The sequence below is a fragment of the Gemella haemolysans genome (genome assembly GCF_901873445.1).
Lineage (GTDB): Bacteria > Bacillota > Bacilli > Staphylococcales > Gemellaceae > Gemella > Gemella haemolysans_C.
This window is the reverse complement of record NZ_CABFLN010000027.1, coordinates 1-21304: the sequence shown is the minus strand read 5'-3', so window position 1 is coordinate 21304 and position 21304 is coordinate 1. Positions and strand designations below refer to the sequence as shown.

20 protein-coding genes are annotated in these 21304 nt (G+C 31.0%); 4 read left to right on the top strand and 16 right to left on the bottom strand.

Annotation, left to right across the window (positions count from 1 at the left end; all coding sequences use genetic code 11):
• Positions 1–137: 137 nt before the first annotated feature.
• The 3 genes from rpmF to JX287_RS04250 all read right to left on the bottom strand — a co-directional run bounded on the left by rpmF (position 138) and on the right by JX287_RS04250 (position 1840).
• Entirely contained in the window at positions 138–314 is a 177-nt protein-coding gene (gene rpmF, locus JX287_RS04260) for a 50S ribosomal protein L32 (protein ID WP_003147267.1), read from the bottom strand.
• A gap of 32 nt (positions 315–346) precedes the next feature.
• A complete protein-coding gene (locus JX287_RS04255; protein WP_204642560.1) occupies positions 347–853 on the bottom strand; it encodes a YceD family protein in 507 nt (168 codons plus the stop codon).
• 84 nt (positions 854–937) lie between these two features.
• Positions 938–1840 (bottom strand): 1,4-dihydroxy-2-naphthoate polyprenyltransferase, encoded by a 903-nt coding sequence (locus JX287_RS04250; protein ID WP_204642557.1) that lies wholly within the window; start codon positions 1838–1840, stop codon positions 938–940.
• Positions 1841–2002: 162 nt separating this feature from the next.
• Here JX287_RS04250 and JX287_RS04245 point away from each other — a divergent pair, with 162 nt between their 5' ends.
• On the top strand, positions 2003–2866 hold the full coding sequence (locus JX287_RS04245) for an NAD(P)-dependent oxidoreductase (RefSeq protein WP_204642554.1): 864 nt from the start codon (positions 2003–2005) through the stop codon (positions 2864–2866).
• An 18-nt stretch (positions 2867–2884) separates the two neighbouring features.
• Here the strand turns inward: JX287_RS04245 and JX287_RS04240 are convergent, their stop codons facing one another.
• From JX287_RS04240 to hrcA, 7 genes are all read right to left on the bottom strand, one after another.
• Complete coding sequence (locus JX287_RS04240) at positions 2885–3745, bottom strand: S66 family peptidase (protein WP_204642550.1); 861 nt, start codon at positions 3743–3745, stop codon at positions 2885–2887.
• An 86-nt stretch (positions 3746–3831) separates the two neighbouring features.
• Entirely contained in the window at positions 3832–4899 is a 1068-nt protein-coding gene (locus JX287_RS04235) for a hypothetical protein (RefSeq protein WP_204642547.1), read from the bottom strand.
• Positions 4900–4928: 29 nt separating this feature from the next.
• A complete protein-coding gene (locus JX287_RS04230; RefSeq protein WP_204642544.1) occupies positions 4929–5876 on the bottom strand; it encodes an HD domain-containing protein in 948 nt (315 codons plus the stop codon).
• Between the two features lie 135 nt (positions 5877–6011).
• Positions 6012–7163, bottom strand: a complete 1152-nt coding sequence (gene dnaJ, locus JX287_RS04225; protein ID WP_204642532.1) for a molecular chaperone DnaJ — start codon at positions 7161–7163, stop codon at positions 6012–6014.
• 77 nt (positions 7164–7240) lie between these two features.
• The gene (dnaK, locus tag JX287_RS04220; protein ID WP_204642530.1) at positions 7241–9064 is read right to left on the bottom strand and encodes a molecular chaperone DnaK; all 1824 of its coding nucleotides are present in this window, start codon (positions 9062–9064) and stop codon (positions 7241–7243) included.
• A gap of 309 nt (positions 9065–9373) precedes the next feature.
• Positions 9374–9943: a nucleotide exchange factor GrpE gene (gene grpE, locus JX287_RS04215; protein WP_204642516.1), complete on the bottom strand. Its 570-nt coding sequence runs from the start codon at positions 9941–9943 to the stop codon at positions 9374–9376.
• 13 nt (positions 9944–9956) lie between these two features.
• Positions 9957–10964, bottom strand: coding sequence for a heat-inducible transcriptional repressor HrcA (gene hrcA / locus JX287_RS04210; protein WP_239650330.1), 1008 nt, complete (start codon positions 10962–10964; stop codon positions 9957–9959).
• Positions 10965–11368: 404 nt separating this feature from the next.
• On the opposite strand from hrcA, the gene prfB reads away from it, so the two are divergent.
• Entirely contained in the window at positions 11369–12487 is a 1119-nt protein-coding gene (gene prfB, locus JX287_RS04205; protein WP_204642507.1) for a peptide chain release factor 2, read from the top strand.
• 53 nt (positions 12488–12540) lie between these two features.
• Here the strand turns inward: prfB and def are convergent, their stop codons facing one another.
• Positions 12541–13095, bottom strand: a complete 555-nt coding sequence (gene def, locus JX287_RS04200) for a peptide deformylase (RefSeq protein ID WP_204642505.1) — start codon at positions 13093–13095, stop codon at positions 12541–12543.
• A gap of 249 nt (positions 13096–13344) precedes the next feature.
• Here def and JX287_RS04195 point away from each other — a divergent pair, with 249 nt between their 5' ends.
• Together JX287_RS04195 and JX287_RS04190 are read left to right on the top strand one after the other, a co-directional pair.
• Positions 13345–15036, top strand: a complete 1692-nt coding sequence (locus JX287_RS04195; protein ID WP_204642503.1) for a M3 family oligoendopeptidase — start codon at positions 13345–13347, stop codon at positions 15034–15036.
• A 70-nt stretch (positions 15037–15106) separates the two neighbouring features.
• Positions 15107–15841, top strand: coding sequence for an HAD family hydrolase (locus JX287_RS04190; protein WP_204642502.1), 735 nt, complete (start codon positions 15107–15109; stop codon positions 15839–15841).
• 55 nt (positions 15842–15896) lie between these two features.
• On the opposite strand, the gene JX287_RS04185 is transcribed toward JX287_RS04190, so the two are convergent.
• The 5 genes from JX287_RS04185 to JX287_RS04165 all read right to left on the bottom strand — a co-directional run bounded on the left by JX287_RS04185 (position 15897) and on the right by JX287_RS04165 (position 21245).
• On the bottom strand, positions 15897–16835 hold the full coding sequence (locus tag JX287_RS04185; RefSeq protein ID WP_204642500.1) for a hypothetical protein: 939 nt from the start codon (positions 16833–16835) through the stop codon (positions 15897–15899).
• Between the two features lie 90 nt (positions 16836–16925).
• Positions 16926–17348: a hypothetical protein gene (locus JX287_RS04180; protein ID WP_204642498.1), complete on the bottom strand. Its 423-nt coding sequence runs from the start codon at positions 17346–17348 to the stop codon at positions 16926–16928.
• 114 nt (positions 17349–17462) lie between these two features.
• Positions 17463–18557: an AAA family ATPase gene (locus JX287_RS04175; RefSeq protein ID WP_204642496.1), complete on the bottom strand. Its 1095-nt coding sequence runs from the start codon at positions 18555–18557 to the stop codon at positions 17463–17465.
• Positions 18558–19520, bottom strand: a complete 963-nt coding sequence (locus JX287_RS04170; RefSeq protein WP_204642493.1) for a hypothetical protein — start codon at positions 19518–19520, stop codon at positions 18558–18560. It abuts the gene before it with no gap.
• An 18-nt stretch (positions 19521–19538) separates the two neighbouring features.
• Positions 19539–21245, bottom strand: coding sequence for a cation diffusion facilitator family transporter (locus JX287_RS04165; RefSeq protein WP_204642491.1), 1707 nt, complete (start codon positions 21243–21245; stop codon positions 19539–19541).
• Positions 21246–21304: the final 59 nt, after the last annotated feature.

Genomic DNA, 21304 nt, shown 5'->3' with positions numbered 1-21304 from the left:
TTTTCTATGTTTTTTTACAAATTTGTATATAATTTAATCGGACTGATTTTTCCATCAGTCCGATTTTTTGATGAGCCCTTAATTTTAAACATAAAAAAACCCTAAGGACACCTCCTTAGGGTTTGGTAATATTTAAATTATTTAACGTCTAGAACTTGTCTACCTTTGTACATACCAGTTTTTCTATCAACACGGTGACCCATTACGTAGTTACCAGTTGTTGCATCGATAGTAATTGATGGTGCAGATAGTTTTTTGTGAGTTCTTCTTTTTCTTTTAGCTGTTTTTGATGTTCTTCTAAAAGGAACTGCCATAGTTAATTTCCTCCAATTATTTTAAATAATTCTTATTGTTCTTTAAATAGTCCGTTAAGAGCTGCAAACGGTGATTCTTTCTTTTCTTTAACATCAGTTAAAGACTCTTCAGAAACCAATTCCCAGTCATTACCAGAAACCATCTCTAGCTCTTCTTCATCAGAAGTAGTTATTGGAATATTTAAAATTATAAGCTCATTCACTAAAGGTGTTAAATCAATATACATATCCATTAAATTAACGTCGAATACCTCTTCACCTGCAAATACAGATTTATCAATGTATTCTTCTCTCTCTTCAATTTCAAATGGAACAACAACTTCTTTTAGTGTTTTTCCTGAAATCATTTCGAAGTTACCTTTAATTAATAGATCGGCATAGATTTTATCTTGTCCACCTCGAGTTAATTTTCCACTAACAACAACGTCTCTAATATCTTTTAAAGAGCTATCGTAGTGTGCTACTTTAACATTTATATTTTCTTCAAAAACAAAAGTATCACTATTATTTTTGAATAACGAAGATCTTAACCATTTCATTAAATATCACCTCATAAACACATTATTTATTATATATCTTTTAGTTTAAGATGTCAACAAAAAAAGTTGACTCATTTGTTTTTTTTAATTCATTATATATTTCAATATATTCGCTAACGACATTATGAATCCTACAAAAATCGTTAACTTAGCTGTTAACACCATATACGGTGCCATTGTTTTTTTGTGATTATTCGCACTAAAACCTTTAATTATTTTTATAGCTAAAGGAATAGTAACAAACACCAGTAGATTCCACCACGAAGCATATTTAGTAATTATAAATAAAACATTTAATAAATATACTACGATAAAGCTAATTGCCATTGTTTTAATCGCATTATTTCTTCCGACTAATATCGCATAAGTTCTTCTTCCTGATTCTTTGTCATTATCTAAGTCACGGATATTATTCGCTAATAATATTGCTCCTATCATGATAAATAACGGCAGTGAAACGACAATAATATCAGCATTAACATAGCCAGTTTGGAAATAGAATGATAAAGCTATTATAATTGTTCCCATGAAAAATCCTGAAACAACTTCTCCAAATGGAGAATAAGCTATAGGATATTTACCTCCAGTATAGAAATATCCAGCAAGCATACACACTAAACCGACTAATAGTACATAGATACTCGTCATAAATGTTAAAATTAATCCAAATACAAAGGCTAGTGCGTACAATACCAAGGCTCCTACCATAACCTCTTTTGGACTTAAATTTCCTTTTACTATCGAACCAGAAATCCCTTCTGAATCGACCTTATCTAACCCATGTTTGTAATCATAATACTCATTAAATAAATTAGTTGCCGCTTGAATTAATAAGCAAGCCAGCAGAAATAATATAAATTTTAAAATTGAGAATTTACTCTCGTATCCTAATGCATACGTAGCTCCAAATAACACTGGTGCTATCGATGCTGGATAACTATGTGGTCTTGTACACATGAAAAATTCTTTTAATTTACTTTTATTCACAACATCCTCCTAGTTATCTTCTTACCTTGAATATTATATCATATATTTGGATTCGATGTTATCAAAAATCTTCCTCATTTTAGCCGAACTACAAATTATAACGTTTTCATCTTTTGTGTTATAATTAAAGAACAATATTAATTATACACGGAGGAATTCATTATGAAAATTGCATGGATCGGAACAGGAGTTATGGGTGAAAGCATGGCTGGGCACCTATTAGATGCTGGTCACGAACTTTTCGTCTACAACAGAACAAAAAGTAAAACTGACAACTTAGTAAAACGTGGTGCTACACTTCTTAATGAGATTAAAGATGCACCCGAATTTGCCGAAGTAATATTCACCATGGTTGGATATCCTAAAGATGTTGAAGATGTTTATCTTGGTGAAAATGGTTTAATTACAACTGCTAAAAAAGGGCAAGTCTTCATAGACATGACTACTTCTTCTCCTACACTTGCTGAAAAAATCAGCAACGAATTCCTAAAAGTTGGAGCATTTGCATTCGATCTTCCAGTTACAGGTGGAGACATTGGCGCAAGAAATGCTACTCTATCAATCATGGCAGGTGGAGATAAAAAAGTATTCGAAGAAGTTATTCTTCCACTAGTTGAAAAACTAGGAAAAAGCATTACATATTTCGGTGAAGCTGGTAAAGGTCAATATGCAAAACTTGCTAATCAGATCGCAATTGCTACAACTATGATTTCTGTTGCAGAAAGTTTCAAATTTGCTAAGGAAGTTGGACTAGACTTGGACTCGTTCTTCAAAACAGTATCAACAGGTTCTGGTGGAAGCTTCTCAATGACTTCATATGGACCACGTATCCTAAATGGAGACTTCAAACCAGGATTTTTCACTCACCACTTTATTAAAGATATGAAACTTGCTTTAGAAGAATGTGAAAAAATGAATATCAAACTTCCTGGGCTTGAGACAGCGTACAAAATTTACAACGAATTAGAAGAAGAAGTTCGCAATACAAATGGAACTCAAGCAATTTCTAAATGGTATAAACTATAAAATAAATGAGTTGATTGCCTAGATCAACTCATTTTTAATATATATTTTTCCTCCAAGTTTTAACGCTTTTGAATCTTTTGCGTGTCCAACCTCTTGAGTTTTTGCTACTGGTAAAGAAGGTGGTATATACTCCTGAATAATTTCAAATATTTCTTCAACAGAAAATTCTTTTTCAATTTTTGTGAAAGTTCCTATTAATAATCCTGAAATTCCATCAAATACTCCCAGTTGTTTCAACTGGGCAAGATGTGTTAGTAGACCTTCTATTGAAGTACCTAGTCCTTCTATGAAAAGCACCTTGTTTTCTACTTTTGGAAAATACTCTGTCCCAGCTAATTTCAAGAAGCATCTAATATTTCCTCCAACAATTTCACCTTCAATTTTTGTTCCTTGAAAAAATCTCCAGTTAACATCAAATAAAGAGTTCTGTTTCTTCAAAAATGTATTCACAAAACTTGTTCGTATTTCTTCATTTTCTATAATATTTAAAATCTGATATAAATAATTTATTTTATCTGTTTTTCTTACTAAAGAATTTAATACTGTCGTTAAGTCACTATATCCAAAAAACGGTTTATAATTTTCTTTTATTACCCCATAATCTAAGTACTCCAAGACTTCATTAGCAATATCTCCACCAGAAATATCAAAGATTGCTTTAATCTCATTATTTCTATAAAATGACACTAATTCGTCAGCTCTAAGTTGCGGACTTGCTCCACGCCCATACTTATCTCTATAGATATATTTAGTAAAAACAGGTACTAAACCCATCTCCACTAAAATACCCTCTAATTTTTCTAGCCTCACTTTATCTTCAATATTTTTTCCGTTTGAGCAAACTACTAATGCTATTTTATCGTTTATATTTAATATCATACCTTACTAGTTTTCCTTATCATATCTATACATAGCAAAAGACAGGACTTAATCCTATCTTCTACTTTTTATAATATTTTTATAGTCTAATTACTTACGCTTTCTACATAATATTTAGATCTACTTTGTCCGCCTTCATATTTTTTATTATTTAGACGTAGTACCATTTGACCAGATTGTCTTCCACCACTAGAGCTATCAATTAAAGGTACAATAACTTTATCACCTTCTATTTTAAACATATCTGGGGTTGCTGGAGTTTTTGCAACTGCACCACCGATTCCTCCAAAAACTGCAAGGTACATTTTATCTTTCTTGAAGTAAACAACTTCTCCATTTCCGACACTCTTATTGTACTTGTCTTCATTTCCTTTGTAACTATCATCAACTTCTTTATATTTAGCATGTTGTAATGATATTACTTTTTTATAAACTTGCTCAGCACTAAATGTTTCCGCAGAAGCAGTGTTATAAATATCTGTTATTTCTGCTAATGACATTGGCACAACATTCATACCTAGTTGAGCATCTCTTACATGTTTACTGAAATCTGATAAATAACCAAATAACCCTATCATACTCATACTGTCTATACTTCTGCCTAATTGTACTCCATAATATTTCGTAGCAATTGCGTAAGCAGCATCTTTATCATGGTCTTTGTTATTTACATTTATATTATTCCATTTTAATTTATCATTACTATTAACTTTAGAACCAATCTTATCTAAATCATCTCCTGTTGATGTTAATTTTCCACCGTCAACTTTATAAGAACCGATAATTTTATTTACATCATTAACTTGACGATTAGCATAATATCCACCTAAACGGAAGTAGATTACATCATTTCCTTCACTGTTATCTACAGCATAACTAACAGTGGGTGCATATTTTTTCAAAATATCAATAACTGATTGTGATAAGTGTAACTCTGAATTAAGTTCATCAATATCATTTAATGTTGAAAGTTTTTCAATAATTATCGTAGTCTCTTTATCTAATTGTTTTCCATCTACACTTCCTAAGTTAGCACTATTATTCGTTGTAGTTCCTTCTTGCATTTCTTCATATTTAATAATCCCAAATACGCATATTACAGCCGCAACAAAAATTGCAGCAAAACCTAATATATATTTTATTCCTTTGTTCATACTTTCTTCTCTTTCTATAATTTTTTTCTTTAATTATCTTCTCTATCAAACGTAGGGACGTAGAAATGTCTTCCCTCTAAACCAAATAATTTATCACTAAATGTTCCTGGCTCTACATTCGCTAAGTTTTTCTCAAACATCATCATTCTAGCATCAATATTATCAATAAAGTGAATAATTTCCGCTTCTTTAATCATAGGTAGTTTTGGTGAACCAAATTCATACTTACCATGATGCGCAAGAATCATATGTCTAAGTAAAATGATTTCTTCAGCTTCAATTCCCAATTTATCAGCCATTCTAGCTACTTCATCACTCATAATGACAATATGCCCTAATAATTCACCTTCTAATGTATAAGAAGTTCCTACAGGTCCACTAAGTTCTACAGTTTTTCCTAAATCATGTAAAATGATTCCACTATATAATAAATCCTTATTTAACGATGGATAAATTCCCACCAATGCTTTTGCTATTTTCAACATTGTTGTTGTATGGTAAATCAATCCTGAATAAAAATCATGGTGCATTGATTTAGCTGCAGGGTAACTAATAAATTGCTTTTTATATTTATTTAACAATTCAATTGTTACAGTTCTTAAGTTCTCATTACTTATTTCTTTCAAGAAATAATTTAATTCATTTATCATTACATCTTTTGGTACTGGGGCTGTTTGAATATAATCTTGTATATCAATATTGTCATTTTCTGTAGCCATTCGATAGTTTTTAATTTTCAACTGTAGTTTTCCACGATAATCTAAAATCGTTCCTTCAACATAAACCATCTTACCAGCTTTTAAGTTTTCACTATCTTCGTCTTTAACTTCCCAAATTTTCCCATCAATGCTGCCAGTTTTATCTTTTAGATACAATGTTAAATATGGTTTCCCACTTGTCGCAATTCCACGAATTACATTATCTAATAATAAAAACATACTAATCTCTTGATCAGTCTTAAACTCGCTTATGAACATTTCCTCACTCCTTCTTTTGTATATTTCATATCCATCTTATATTTTACTTTGTATTACAAAAAAATTCAAATAAATATAGTATAATACGCTATAAAATAGCAAAAAAGCCCAGAAATCTCTGAGCTTTTTCTCTTATTAGTCAAATAGATCTTTTGCTTTTCTACTTACCTTATCCAGGAAGCTTTCATCTTCTTCGACTTTTTCATTATTTAATTTAGCAAGTTCTAAGTATAATTCACGTTCTTTTGTTGATAGGTTTTTAGGGATTTCAATAGATACAACGATATAGTGATCTCCTTGACCATATCCCATAACGCTTTTAACACCTTTACCTGCTAGACGGAATTTACGTCCGTGTTGTGTTCCTGCTGGAACATTTAGTTCAATTTCACCTGTTAATGTTCGAACATCAACTTTTGTTCCTAAAGCAGCCTGTGCTGGAGAAAGTTTTAATTCAGTGTAGATGTCATCATCTTCTCTGTGGAAGTATGAATCCTCAGCAACGATTACCTCTATGAATAAATCTCCTGCTGGACCTCCATTTTCTCCTGCTCCACCTTTACCACGAAGGCGAACACGTTGTCCTGAACTAATTCCTTCTGGAATTTCTACTTCGTATTCTACTTCACGGTTATTATATCCTTTACCGAAACAGTGAGCACATTTATCTTTAATGATTTTACCTCGTCCTTGACATTCAGAACATGTACGTTGACTTTGCATACGTCCGAATGGAGTATCTTGAATTACCGCTTCTTGTCCACTACCATTACATCTATGACAAGTATTTACAGATGAAGAATCTTTCGCTCCACTTCCGTGACAGTGATCACATTCTACATCTTTACGGATTTTAATAGTTTTTTTCGTACCGAATACGGCATCCTCAAAACTTATACGAATGCGGTGTAATAAGTCTTCTCCTTGACGTGGAGCATTCGGATTACGACGTGATCCTCCTCCACCGAAGAAACTTGAGAAAATATCTCCAAGGTCATCAAAACCACCTGAGAATCCAGAGAAACCTCCACCGAAGCCACCAAATCCACCTTGACCGGCTCCACCTTCAAATGCTGCGTGACCAAATTGATCATATTGAGCTTTTTTAGTATCGTCACTCAGTACTTCATAAGCTTCTGAAATTTCTTTGAACTTATCTTCAGCGCCTGGCTCTTTGTTGATATCTGGGTGATATTGTTTTGATAATTTACGATATGCTTTTTTAATTTCAGCTGCACTTGCGCTTTTACTTACACCAAGTACCTCATAATAATCTCTTTTAGCCATCTTAATCTCTCCTATAATTAATTATTTAACAAAGGGCTAGCGCATAACGCTACCAGCCCCTTAGACTATTTATTTAATTATTTTTTCTCAGTGAAATCTGCATCAATTGTGTCATCATCGTTATTAGATGAAGTTGCTCCTGCATCTGCACCTTGTGCTCCTGCTGCAGCATTTGCTTGTTCATAAAGTTTCATAGTCATTTCTTGAACTGCTTTGTTTAATTCATCTTTAGCAGCTTTAATTTCTTCTAAGTTATTGTTTTTAATAGCTTCTTTTAATGTATCGTTTTTAGCTTTAATGTTATCTAATAAGCTTTGATCTACTTTATCTTTAGCTTCTTCTAATGCTTTATCAGCTTGGAATGAAAGTTGATCAGCTTCGTTACGTACATCAGCTTCTTCTTTACGTTTAGCATCTGCATCAGCATTAGCTTCTGCTTCTTTAACCATTCTATCGATATCAGCATCAGTTAATGAACTGCTTGATTCAATAGTAATTTTTTGTTGTTTTTGAGTTCCAAGATCTTTAGCTGTAACATTTACAATACCGTTTTTGTCGATATCAAATGTAACTTCAATTTGAGGTACTCCACGTGGTGCTGGTGGTATATCTGAAAGTTGGAATCTTCCAAGAGTTTTGTTATCAGATGCCATTGGGCGTTCACCTTGTAATACGTGGATATCTACTGCTGGTTGGTTATCTGCAGCTGTAGAGAATACTTGTGATTTAGAAGTTGGGATTGTAGTATTTCTTGGAATTAATACTGTCATAACTGATCCCATTGTTTCAATACCTAATGATAATGGAGTTACGTCTAGTAATACAACGTCTTTAACGTCACCTGTAATTACTCCACCTTGGATAGCAGCACCCATAGCTACTACTTCGTCAGGGTTTACTCCTTTATGAGGCTCTTTACCCATTTCTTTTTTAACAGCTTCTTGTACGGCTGGGATACGTGTAGATCCACCAACTAAGATTACTTGATCGATTTCACTTGGGTTTAATCCAGCATCTTTAAGAGCTTGACGAGTTGGGATTAATGTTCTTTCTACTAAGCTGTGAGTAAGTTCATCAAATTTAGCACGAGTTAATGTGTTTTCTAAGTGAACTGGTCCGTTAGCTCCAGCTGAGATGAATGGTAATGAAATTTGAGTTGAAGTTACACCAGATAAGTCTTTTTTAGCTTTTTCTGCTGCATCTTTAAGACGTTGCATTGCCATTTTATCTTGTGATAAGTCGATAGCTTGTTCTTTTTTGAATTCTTCTACAAGGTAGTCGATAATAGCTTGGTCGAAGTCATCTCCACCTAGTAAGTTATCTCCTGATGTAGCTAATACTTCGAATACTCCATCTCCTAATTCTAAGATAGATACGTCGAATGTACCACCACCAAGGTCAAATACTAATACTTTTTGATCTACATCTGTTTTTTCTAATCCGTACGCTAATGCTGCTGCAGTAGGTTCGTTGATAATACGTTCTACTTCTAATCCAGCGATTTTACCAGCATCTTTAGTTGCTTGACGTTGAGCGTCATTGAAGTAAGCTGGTACTGTAATAACAGCTTTAGTTACTTTTTCACCTAAGTAAGCTTCAGCAGTTGCTTTTAAGTTTTGTAAAATCATTGCCGAGATTTCTTGTGGTGAGTATTTTTTATCATTTACATCTTCTTTGTAATCTGTACCCATGTGACGTTTGATAGAAATTACTGTGTTAGGGTTAGTGATTGCTTGACGTTTTGCTACTTCCCCTACTTGAATTTCATCACCTTTGAATGCTACTACAGAAGGTGTAGTTCTGTTACCTTCTGGGTTAGGGATTACTTTAGCTTCCCCACCTTCTAATACTGATACACATGAGTTAGTTGTTCCTAAGTCGATACCTATAATTTTTGACATATTCTTGTCCTCCTTAAATTTATAATAACTATATTTTCAAATTTATTTGTTAAAATGATTATTTCACTCTAACAAAGTCTTATATTACTTTTCTATATGCTTTTCAGCTTTACACTGAGAATATTCTGCGCAGTGGCTACTTTCAAATCATTTTGTCACTGCGTTCTTAATTCTTTAAGTATGTGTCTGCGCAGTGGCTACATACCAATCATTTCGTTGCTACGCTCCTCATTCTTGGTGTAGCTGTGCGATTCTTACTCCTAACTTTTTTCTTCACCTTCTAGGTTCGAAAAAACTAAGGATTAATAATTATGAGTTTACCTTAACCATTGCTGGTCTAATTACTCTATCTTTTAGTTTGTAACCTTTTTGGAATGTATCTAAGATTACTCCGCTTTCTTTGTCGCTTTCTTCTCCTTGCATTACTGCGTGGTGGAAGTTTGGATCGAACTGAGCATTTTCAGTTTCTACTAGTTCAACACCTTCTGATTTAAGCGCTGCTTGTAATCCTTCGTATACCATTTGTACACCTTTTAGAACTGTTTGTACTTCTTCATTAGTTGACTCAACTTGTAGAGCACGTTCTAAGTTATCCAAACTTGGTAAGATTTCTGTAATCACTTTTTGACTCTTATAAGCATTTATAGTGTCAATTTCTTGATTTTTACGTCGTTTAAAGTTTTCAAATTCTGCGTAAAGACGTAAGTATTTATCTTCTGACGCTTTTACTTCTTCTTGCAGTTTTTCAATTTGTTCTTGTAATAACTCTTCTGCAGTTTTTTCAACTACTTCTTCAGAGTCTGTAGTTTCTTCAGTTTCAACAGTTTCTTCTGTTGTTACTTCTTCTTGTAGAGTTTCTTTTTGTTCTTCAGTAGCCATCTCTACCTCCTAATTATTTTAAATTATTATTTAAATTATCACGAACACAAGCTATAAGTGTCATGATTTTTGAATAGTCCATTCTCTTTGGTCCAAATACGGCTATTACACCTTGACCTTTAGATGTGTTATAACTACTAGATACTAATGAAAGATCATCTATATTCCCAAGTTTAAGCTCAGTTCCTATTTTAATAGATGGTTTCCCTGTTACTTCATTATTATCTAGAAGCTCGACTATCTTATCATCTTCTAAGAGCGATACTACTTCTTTTAATTTTTCTACATTGTCTATATCGGGTTGTTTAAGTAAATTGTACTTACCCCCTAATGCTACAGTCTTTTTAATTTTATTTTGCAACAATCTATTTAAAGCCACCACTATCATATCGTAGTTGTTAACTTTATTCTTTAGATATTTTTCTAACTCACCATGAATCATTACATGAGCTGTTGCCATATCCACATCATAGAAGTAACTTTGAAGAAGTTTATTGATTTCCCCTATATCTTCTGCAGTGAAGTCTGCATCCAGTTTATAGTTTTGTTGGAATACCTCCCCTATATTTGTTACTAATATAACGAGAATGCTACGACTACTTAGAAGAATAACCTCTATTTTATTAATGCGCCTATCCGTTTTTGTCGGGGCTAGTATCACCGCCGTACAATCCGTTAAGTCCGATAGTACTATTGCATTCTTTTCTAGATAATTATTTTCTGAAACTATATCACCACCAGAGAGTTGTTTAAGTTTTTCATTTTCACTATTTGATAATTCATAATCTTTTTTTATGTAATCTACATAATAGCGATAACCTTTTTCCGAAGGTACTCTACCTGATGAAATATGAGTCTTTTTAATCAATCCTTCTTTTTCTAATTTACTCATATCATTTCTTATCGTTGCCGAACTGAAATCAATATTTTGAGCAATTTGCTTAGAACCTACAGGTTGATTAGTCGTAATAAAATTTTCGACTATAGATTGAAGAATGAGTACTTGTCTATCTATTAACATCGTCATCACCTATTCTCCAATTTTGTGTTTTAGCACTCTAAGTATCTGACTGCTAATCACATATATAATAATATCATTAAGGTCAAAATAAGTCAATAGCTTTTTTAAAATATTTTTGACTTTTTTTGACCTTTCATCTTACTATTCTTCTTAACCTTGATACAATAACATTTCTAAAAATAATTTTTAATGAAAAATTCAATTGATTCTTTTGTAGCATTGCACATAATATTGAAAATAAAATAATAATTTGTAGATGAAGCAACTTATAGCATGAATTTCTAACCTAATTTCTAAATGTATATTTAATCAAAAAGTATTATAATTTGTTCCTGCCTTCCTTGTATCTTCAGAAAAATTCTTGTATAATAAGTAAACGAAAGAAGTTAATAGAGGTAAAAATTTTGGAACTTATTGAACTTAGAAAAGAACTCGAAGAAATTAACAAAAGAATAACGGAATTTAAAACTTCATTAAAAATAGAAGATAAAACTGAACGAGTTGCTGAAATTGAAAATATGATGCTTGAGGCTGATTTTTGGAATGATAGCGAAGCAGCTAGTCTATTAGTTACCGAATCAAAAAGTATAAAAAAAGAACTTGATGAATTTAGTGAAATGATAGACTATTTAGAGCACTCTGAAGAGATGATTGAATTTCTAAAAGATGAAGATGATGAAGAAATTTATCAAGATTTACTAGAAACAGTAGTCAATCTAAAATCAAGTGTTGAAGATTTTAGCTTTAGATTATTATTCTCAGAAGAATATGATAACAACACTGCTATACTAGAAATACATGCCGGGGCTGGTGGAACTGATGCTACAGATTGGTCAGAATTAATGTTACGTATGTATGAAAGATTCTTCACAAAACAAGGATTAAAATACAGCTATTTAAACTATCAATCTGGTGATATCACTGGTGTTAAATCAGCAACTATAAAAGTTGAAGGTGATTTTGCATATGGCTTATTAAAAGGAGAAAAAGGTGTTCACCGAGTTGTGCGTATCTCACCTTTTGATCCATCCGGAAAAAGACATACATCTTTCGCTTCAATCGATGTAATTCCAGAATTTAACGATGATGAAATTAATATCGAAATCAATAATGAAGATTTAAAAATAGATACTTACAGAGCTCAAGGGGCTGGAGGACAACATATTAACACTACTGATTCAGCAGTTCGTATAACTCACCTTCCTACAGGTATCGTAGTTCAATCACAAGCAGAACGAAGCCAAATTAAAAATAAAGATGCTGCGATGAAAAATTTAAAATCAAAACTTTATCAATGTGAGATTGAAGAAAAAGAAAAAGAATTAGCAGCAATTCGTGGTGAACAAAAAGACATTGGTTGGGGTTCTCAAATTCGTTCTTATGTATTTACTCCATATACAATGGTAAAAGATCACAGAACAAACTACGAAGTATCTACAGTAGACAAAGTAATGGATGGTGAGATAATTGATTTTATCGATGCTTATCTACATTACAATATGAAAGAAAAAGAAGTACTATAGCTAAATACACGCAAGACATTTATCTGTCTTACGTGTATTTTTTCTATATTAAATTATAGTTTTTCGTATTCAGCTGGCACATCAAACGGATTTTCTTTATTAATATGATCGTAGAACATAACTCCATTTAAGTGATCGATTTCGTGTTGGAAACAAATTGCTGGTAAATCTGTTAAAGTTAAAGTAACTTTCTCATCATTTTCATTATAACCAACTACTTTAATTTTTGAATAACGAGGAACATATCCTTTAATTTCTTTATCTACTGATAAACATCCTTCTCCACCAGCTAAGTAACATTTTGCAGCTGAGTTTGAGATAATTTTTGGATTATATAATGCATAAGAAACTGTATTTTCTGGGAACTCTTCATCTGGGATATGCACTGCAATCATTCTTTTTGAAACGTTGATTTGTGGTGCCGCTAATCCTATCCCCGGTTTTAGTCCTAATTTTTCTGCTTTCTCATCATCTTGAGAAGCAATTACATATTCTAATAATCCACGTAAAACAGCTTTATCTTCATCTGAAATCGGACTTTTTACTTCTTCAGCACGTGCTCTAAGTGTCGCATGTGGATCAATAATTATATCTTTAGTTGTAATCAAATTTTTTTCTCCTTTATTTCTAATTATTTCTCTCGGTCTTTCATCCTTATTTTATTATTTCATAAATAGCTCAGAATGTCAAAGTTTCCTAACCGACAGTTTTTTAAAATTCTTTTTTACGAAATATATTAGTATAATTTTCAATCTTTGTTTTAGAATTTTCTGAATTTTATTTTTGTGTTTTTCTATATTTCATGATATCATAGTAGTGTTGATAATTTATAAATATGATTTTTAGGAGAGTGTATTATGACTTTTGAAAATTACCAATATACTAGACCAGATACTGATCAAATAAAAAAACAATTAGAAACATTAATAGAAAAATTAAATTCGGCAAATACTGTTGAAGAAACTTTAGAAATTTTTAACGAATACAACAAACTTCGCAACAGCGTTGAAACATTAGCTCAGTTAGTAGAAATCCGTGCAACAATCGACACTACTGATAAGTTTTATGAAACTGAAAGAGATTTTTGGGATGACTTCAATCCTGAATTGACTTCTCTTCTTAGCAAATTCGATAAAGCAATATTCGATTCTAAATTCAAAGAAGAACTTAAAAAAGAAATTGGGGAACATTACTTTAACCTAATTGAATCTTCTCTTAAAGTATTTAGTGATGAAATCATCGAAGATTTAAAAGAAGAAAATAAACTTACTTCTGAATATACTAAGCTTACTTCAAGTGCTAAAATTCCATTTGATGGTGGAATTCACAACTTAAGTGGTATGGCTAAATATACTCAAGATGCCAACCGTGAGACTCGTCTATTAGCAAGTCAGGCTGTTGCCAAATTCTTCAAAGAAAACTTAGAACAATACGATAGCATTTACGACCGTATAGTTAAAGTTCGTACTCGAATTGCGAAAAAACTTGGTTTTGATAACTTCGTAGAAGTTGCTTACCTTCGTCTACGTAGAACTGACTACACTGCAAAAGACGTAGCAAACTACAGAAAACAAATTTTCAAAGAAATCGTACCTGTAGTTGAAGAACTTAAAAAAGCACAAGCTAATCGTCTAGGACTTGAAAAACTTTCATTCCACGATGAAGGTGTAACATTCAAATCTGGTAACCCTACTCCAAAAGGTGACCGTCCAACACTTGTTGATTATGCTAAAATAATGTATAAAGAATTATCACCAGAAACTGATGAATTCTTTACATTTATGACTGAAAACAACTTATTAGACTTAGATACAAAACCAGGAAAAGCTGGTGGTGGTTACTGTACATTCATTCCAGATTACAAAGCACCATTTATCTTTGCTAACTTCAATCAAACTCCTCATGATGTTACAGTCTTAACTCATGAAGCTGGTCATGCTTTCCAAGTTTTCCAAAGTAGAAATCATATGCCAGATTACGTTTGGCCAACATTTGAAGCTTGTGAAATTCACTCAATGAGTATGGAATTTTTAACATGGCCATGGATGAATCTTTTCTTTAAAGAAGATACTGACAAGTTCAAATACTACCACATGACTACAGCGATTAAGTTCTTACCTTATGGTGTTACTGTCGATGAGTTCCAACACGAAGTATACGAAAATCCAGAACTAACACCACAAGAACGTCGTATGAAATGGTTAGAAGTGGAAAGAAAATACCTACCATCACGTTACTACGAAGAAATTCCAGAACTTGATGAAGGATTATTTTTCTATAGACAAGGACACTTATTTAGTGTACCATTCTACTATATCGATTATACTTTAGCTCAAGTTTGTGCCTTCCAATTCTGGAAAAAAGCTAACGAAAATAGAGAAAAAGCATGGGAAGAATACCTACACCTATGTAAACAAGGTGGAACTAAACCATTCTTAGAATTAGTTAAAGAAGCAAATCTAGAAAATCCATTCAAAGATGGAACAATTTCTAATATTGTGCCAGAACTTAAAAAATACCTTGACTCTGTAGATGCTACAAAATTTTAAAACTTCTTTTAAAGGCGAGGATTCCTCGCCTTTAAACCTAATTAAACATTGATCTTTAGGAGGATAAAATATGAAAGAAAAGAAAATAGCTGCATTTTTCGATATCGATGGAACTCTATATAGGGATTCTTTAATGACAGAGCATTTTAAAAAATTAATTAAATACGAAGTTGTAGATGAAAGATATTGGATAAATGGCGTAAAAGATACATACATCAACTGGGATAAACGTTTTGAAGATTACGATAACTATCTATTTGGAGTATCTGAAGCTTACGTTCAAGCAATAACAGGTCTTCATAAAAAATATATTGATTTCGCAACAGAACAAGTAATGAAACTTAAGGCTGATCGTGTCTATAAGTTTACTAGAAATATTATTGAAAAACATAAAAAGAATGGACACCTTATTATTTTCATCTCAGGTAGTCCAGACTACCTTGTTGAAGCAATGGGTAAAAAACATCATGCATTTCTTGCGATTGGTAGTAAATACATCATGGAAAATGATAAATTTACAGGTGAAGTAATTCCAATGTGGGATGCTGATAGTAAAAATAAAACTATTGATAGATTAGTTGAAGAATATAATATTGATCTTTCTGAATCATTTGCATATGGTGATACAAATGGCGATTACAACATGCTAAGACGTGTAGGTAATCCAGTTGCAATGAATCCAAGTCGTGAACTACTTAGTAAAATTAAAGAAAACAAAGAACTAGCTGAAAAAGCAACTATCTTAATCGAAAGAAAAGATGTTATTTATAAAACACAAGCAACTATTGATATCGTCGAAATATAAAAAGACTCAAGGCAATTGACATTATGTCATGCCTTGAGTTTTCTCAATTAATAGCTTATGTATTATATAAAAATTCAGAGCCTTCTTCGCTGTTAAGATTAACTCCAGAAACTAATCTATTACCAACTTTTCTATAAAGCTGAGCTTGAGTAGTAAAGGTAAGTTTACTTCCATCTTCCTTAATAATTTTGAAACTCTTACCATTGATAGACCATTCAATTGATACTCCATCATATTTTTTTAGAAGGTATCCTTTATATCTATTAACAAGATCAGAACTCATTTTTCTTGCTCCTTCTTCATCCATTGCTCCACCTATCCCTTGAGCATCAGCCGGCAACGAATTGCTATCATTTAATAACGCAGGGTTCGGTCCACCTAATTCGATATCAGATCTTTTGTTCTTACGCTCAAACTCTCTTGCTTTTTCTGCAAGTTCCTTAGTCTTTTGTGCAGCTTCCTGAGCTTTATCATAAAGCTTATTACCCACATCATTTAACAATTGTTTTAAACTATTATTATTAAACTTGTATTTTTCTAAAATTTGAGATAAATCTTTACTAAAATTAACATCTGTCTTAATATTTTTTATCTCTTCTTCAGCTCTCTTATAATTTTCAATATCAGCATTTAACCAGTTAATAGCAGCTGAAAAATTTGAATTTGTATCAAGTTTTTTAGCTTTATCTAAACTATCTCTCGCTTCATCAATTTTTTTATCATTTAAGCTAATAGACGTATTTTTAATCTCTTTTGCAACTTTTATATCAGTCTTGATAGTTGGAATAACCTTCTGAGCAACATCAGTAGTTAGCGTCTCCAAGCCTTTCGCTCCTGCTTCGAAATCATGACTGATATTAATCATATCAACATATTTTTGATACTCTTCTTTTACCTTCTCATCTTTCCCACCACCAAACATAAAATAATACGCTGTAGCACAAATAATAAGCGCAACTATAATACTCGAAAATATAGCAATACTTTTTTTCATATATATTCTCCTGTTATCTAAAATCTTTCCACTCTTCGCGGACTATAAAATTATTATCTCATAGAAAATCATATTTTACTAGAAATTAATTTAACATACAATATTTTTATATAAGTTTGATAATAACTTATATTGCTCTGGATATGCAGAAAATTTTAATCCATGTACTCTTCCTTTATTGAAATATTTAATAGTACATTCTTTTTTATTATGATTATAATCTAGCATCACAATATTTTTGTAGTATATCTTATAACCAAAAAACTTATAAAATCTTTTTATAGAGAAGATTTTCAAGTACTCTTCTCTAAAATATATATCACAATCATAACTAAATGTTAGCCGATAATTAACTCTCTCTAAAATCGATAGATCTGTTCCTTTTAGTAGTTTATTTAACTCATTTCTTATTTTAGGAATATTAGAATTATACTTTTTTAAATAATAATCAAAATCCACTGCTAATAGTATCCTTTCTACACTAGTTAAAGTATTAAAATTAATTGTATTCATATAAAAAACCTCCTTAATATACTTAGTATATTAAAGAGGTTGGACATAATGTGGGAAAAACTCTATATCCTTCTCTCACTCTACTATTATCAAAATTTCCATTCAAAAAATTACCTAATTAAAATTAAAATCTTCCTTTTTTATAAACATTAGGTCTTCTTTTGTAGGATTGTCTATTTCTATAATTCTTCTTGAGTGTTTCATTACAATCTCATCATAGATATTTCTAACAAATCTTGCATTAGAAAAATTTTCATCCTTATCACATAGTATTTTTTCAAAATAATTTCTTAATTCATACAATCCATCTACATCGACAAGATAATCTTTTCTATCACATATATAAAGAAATATTTCAGTCAATTCATCAACAGTATAATCTTGAAACTCTACAAACGTATTAAATCTAGATTTTAATCCTGGATTGGACTCAAAAAAGTGTCTCATAGGTTCTGTATACCCTGCAACTATAACAACTAAATCATCCCTATAATCCTCTAGTGCTTTTGTTAGTTCAGTCAGACATTCTTTTCCATAAGAATCAGTATGATCATTCTCTGTAATACTATATGCTTCATCTATAAATAATACTCCCCCTTTTGCTCTTTCTATAATTTTTTTTACTTTTAAAGCTGTTTGTCCTTGATATCCAGCTATTAAATCTGTTCTAGATACCTCTAGAAAGTGCCCTTTAGACAGCAATCCTATTTTCTTGTAAATATGCCCGACTATTCTCGCTACTGTTGTTTTCCCTGTGCCTGGATTACCTATAAAAGCCATATGCATTGTACCTTTATTCGCTATTAATTGTTTTTCTAATCTCAACTGCTGAACACGTTGATATATTATTAAATCTTGGATTTTCTTCTTTACATTTTCCAATCCAATTAAAGATTGTAATTCTTCCAATAATTCAATTAAAGATTTTTCATTTTGGTTTTCTTCTTCATTCCCTAATAATTCTTGGACTGATATGTATCCTAAATATTTAAGAAAATCGTCTTTTAAAATTTTAGCACTATCTTTTATCTCTCTATTTTCTTTATTATTACTAACTTCCTTAGATATATTTTTTAGTAATAATATCTTGGATTGATTATCCCTGTTATTAATAATATGTTCAATGTAGGATAAGATAATATCTTTCTTATTAATCAACTCTCCATATTTTAGTGAAGAATTATATAATTTTTCTTCGTACTTATTCATCTATCGTCTTCCTATAAAAAATAAAATGTATAAAATAATACATACCAATATTATTATAAAAATATATATTTGTCTGTTTTTATAATTAATTTTTTTATCTAATAATTCTATTTTTTCTTTTAACACTAAAATTTCAATATCTGTATTTTTCTTATTTTTCTCTACTTTGTTTTTAATATCTCTATTTTCTTTCCACAAAGTATCTATCTCAAATAAATATTCTTGAGTGCTTATTTTTCTTACAAACTCTTCTATAAAATTTATTCTTTGTTTACTTTCTACTAACTCTCTATTTTGATTTTCCAACAAAATAGAGACTTCACCAATTTCAATAATTATTTTGTCTAATTTCTCCCAAATTTTATCAATTTGATATAAATGTTCTAATCCGCTAAGTTTTTTATCTGTTTTTTTTAGTTCGGAAATATCATATTTTAAAATATTCATATCTTGCCACATATTATCTACTTCTACTAAATGCTTATACTCATCAAGTCGTTTTTTAAACTTTGTTAATACTTCAACCGTTTTTCTCTGCTTTTCTATAATATTATTGATATCCTCATTAGCTAATAAAAGCTTATCATTAGTAACTTCTATTGATTTATATGCTTGCTCTATCTGATTTAATTGAACCAAAAATGCTTTAAGTATATCTTTATCCAAAGATTCTAATGCAGTATATACCACTCCAAACTCTTTTCTAAGCTCAATTATCCCGGTATTTATATTTATAAACTTATCTTGTATTTTTGATAATCTCAGATTAAATTCAGAACCTGTTACATTATGATTACCTAACCGAAAAAAACCTCCTTCTTCTTCTACTTTTTCCAATTTAAAATCTTTGTCCGTGTTTTTTGAAAAATCTCTTAGTTTTTTCTTTGCTAGATCAAAATTATGGTGATTATAAGTACTTTCATCTATATTGGTCTGTAAATTATTATTACTATTATTATTCATATATTATTCCTTTCAAAATTATAACAATTCATCTAATCTATCATCAATTTCATCAAGTATCTCTTTATTATTACTCTCTTCTTTATCATTTACTTTCTTAGATATATTATTAAACTCGATTTGTTTATTTACCATTTCATTATATAAGTATTTATGACCTGTAGTCATCAAATCCTCTACACTCTCTCTTTTTCTATTCACTACCTTTTCTATAGTTTTCTGAAAATTTTGTTGCTTCGCTAATATTTGATTCCCTTTTTCTAGTTTTTCAGAATGTATTCTTTCAATTTGTCTCTCGCCTATTACTTTATCTAGGCGATTTATTGCTATTGCTCCAATAACCCCAGAAATTACTGAACCTAAAAATATGCCCATTATGCTTCCTAATGTCCCTAATAATGGTATTTCTATCTTCCCAATACCAATATTTTCTAACGCTACTTCTATAACAGTCGATAAATTCATTGCTCCAATTGCTGTTAAACCTGCGATTACTATTTTCCCAACTTGTGCCATTTTTTCTGAAAATGGCTTATTTTTATTTTCTGGTTTTTTTAAATAAATAACCGCCTCTTTTAATATCTTCCACCCTTGTTTTAATATAGACCAAGCCTTTTTTAAAATCGATACTACAGGATTAAATAACGCAGTTATCATAGCAGAAATTATTGTATTACCTGCATTAATTAAATGACTTTTTAATTTAGAAACAAAAGAAGTTATCGCTTCCTTTATTGAATCAACTAGAGTTTTTAATGTTCTAGCTTTAGATTTAAACCATTTTATAAGATATTCTATTATTTCTTTCAAAAATTCTGTAAGTAACCCCATTATCGCCGCCTTTGTTGCTGCTTTTCCAATTCTTACAGCTTCTTCTTTTCTGGATTTTTTTCCAGCTTCTATAGCTTTTTTTTTCCCTTCTTCGATCCTTTTATCTAATTCCTCTCTTGCTTCCTTGTCTTTCTCTCTTAATTGTCTTTCTTCTTTTTCTGTGATATTATGTACTTCTTGCGCTGTCTGTCCTTTAGAATTTTTATTATCTAAGAAATCAGTTGTAGAAGTATCTCCTTTTGCTTGATTAATCCCACTTCTAATCTCATTTAAATTTTTTTTACTATTTGCAAATTCGATTTTTTCTTTTTCGGACATAAATGCATTCACATCAGCTCTACGATGTAACTCTGCTCCAGAGACAGTATGATCCATATGAGTTCCTTTCTCTTTAGATCCCATTGGTCTACCTTTATCAAAATCTTTTCTTGCTCCTTTTACTAAAGTTATTTCTTCTTTTCCCGCACGATTTTTATGTGTTTGTATATTACCATTTTTATCCTTCTTAAATCTTCCCTGATATGTATTATATTTTTCTTCGTAATCTATATATGTGTTATGAGTTGCTAATTTACCATTTTTGAAATTTTCCGCTGTTTGAATATGTGCATCTTTTCTCAAATCTAGTGTATTACCATTATTTTTCTCAATAAATTCTTTCCCTATTCCAACTCCTAATTGATTTTCTATTTGTTCCCATATAACGTTTTTTACTACTTCACCAATCTTTTGCGGATTATTTATACTTTCTCTTTCTGTTTCCAAAAAAGCCAGATCTTCTATATCTTTTAATAAATCCTCTTCTAATTCTGATTCAAGTCTATCAAAATCCAATATATCAATTTCTTCATACAGGTCATTTTCATTCATTTTTAAAATATCATTTTCATTCATTATTTTCACCTTACTTTAATATAATCGTATCATTATTAATATTAATCATTCTATTACAT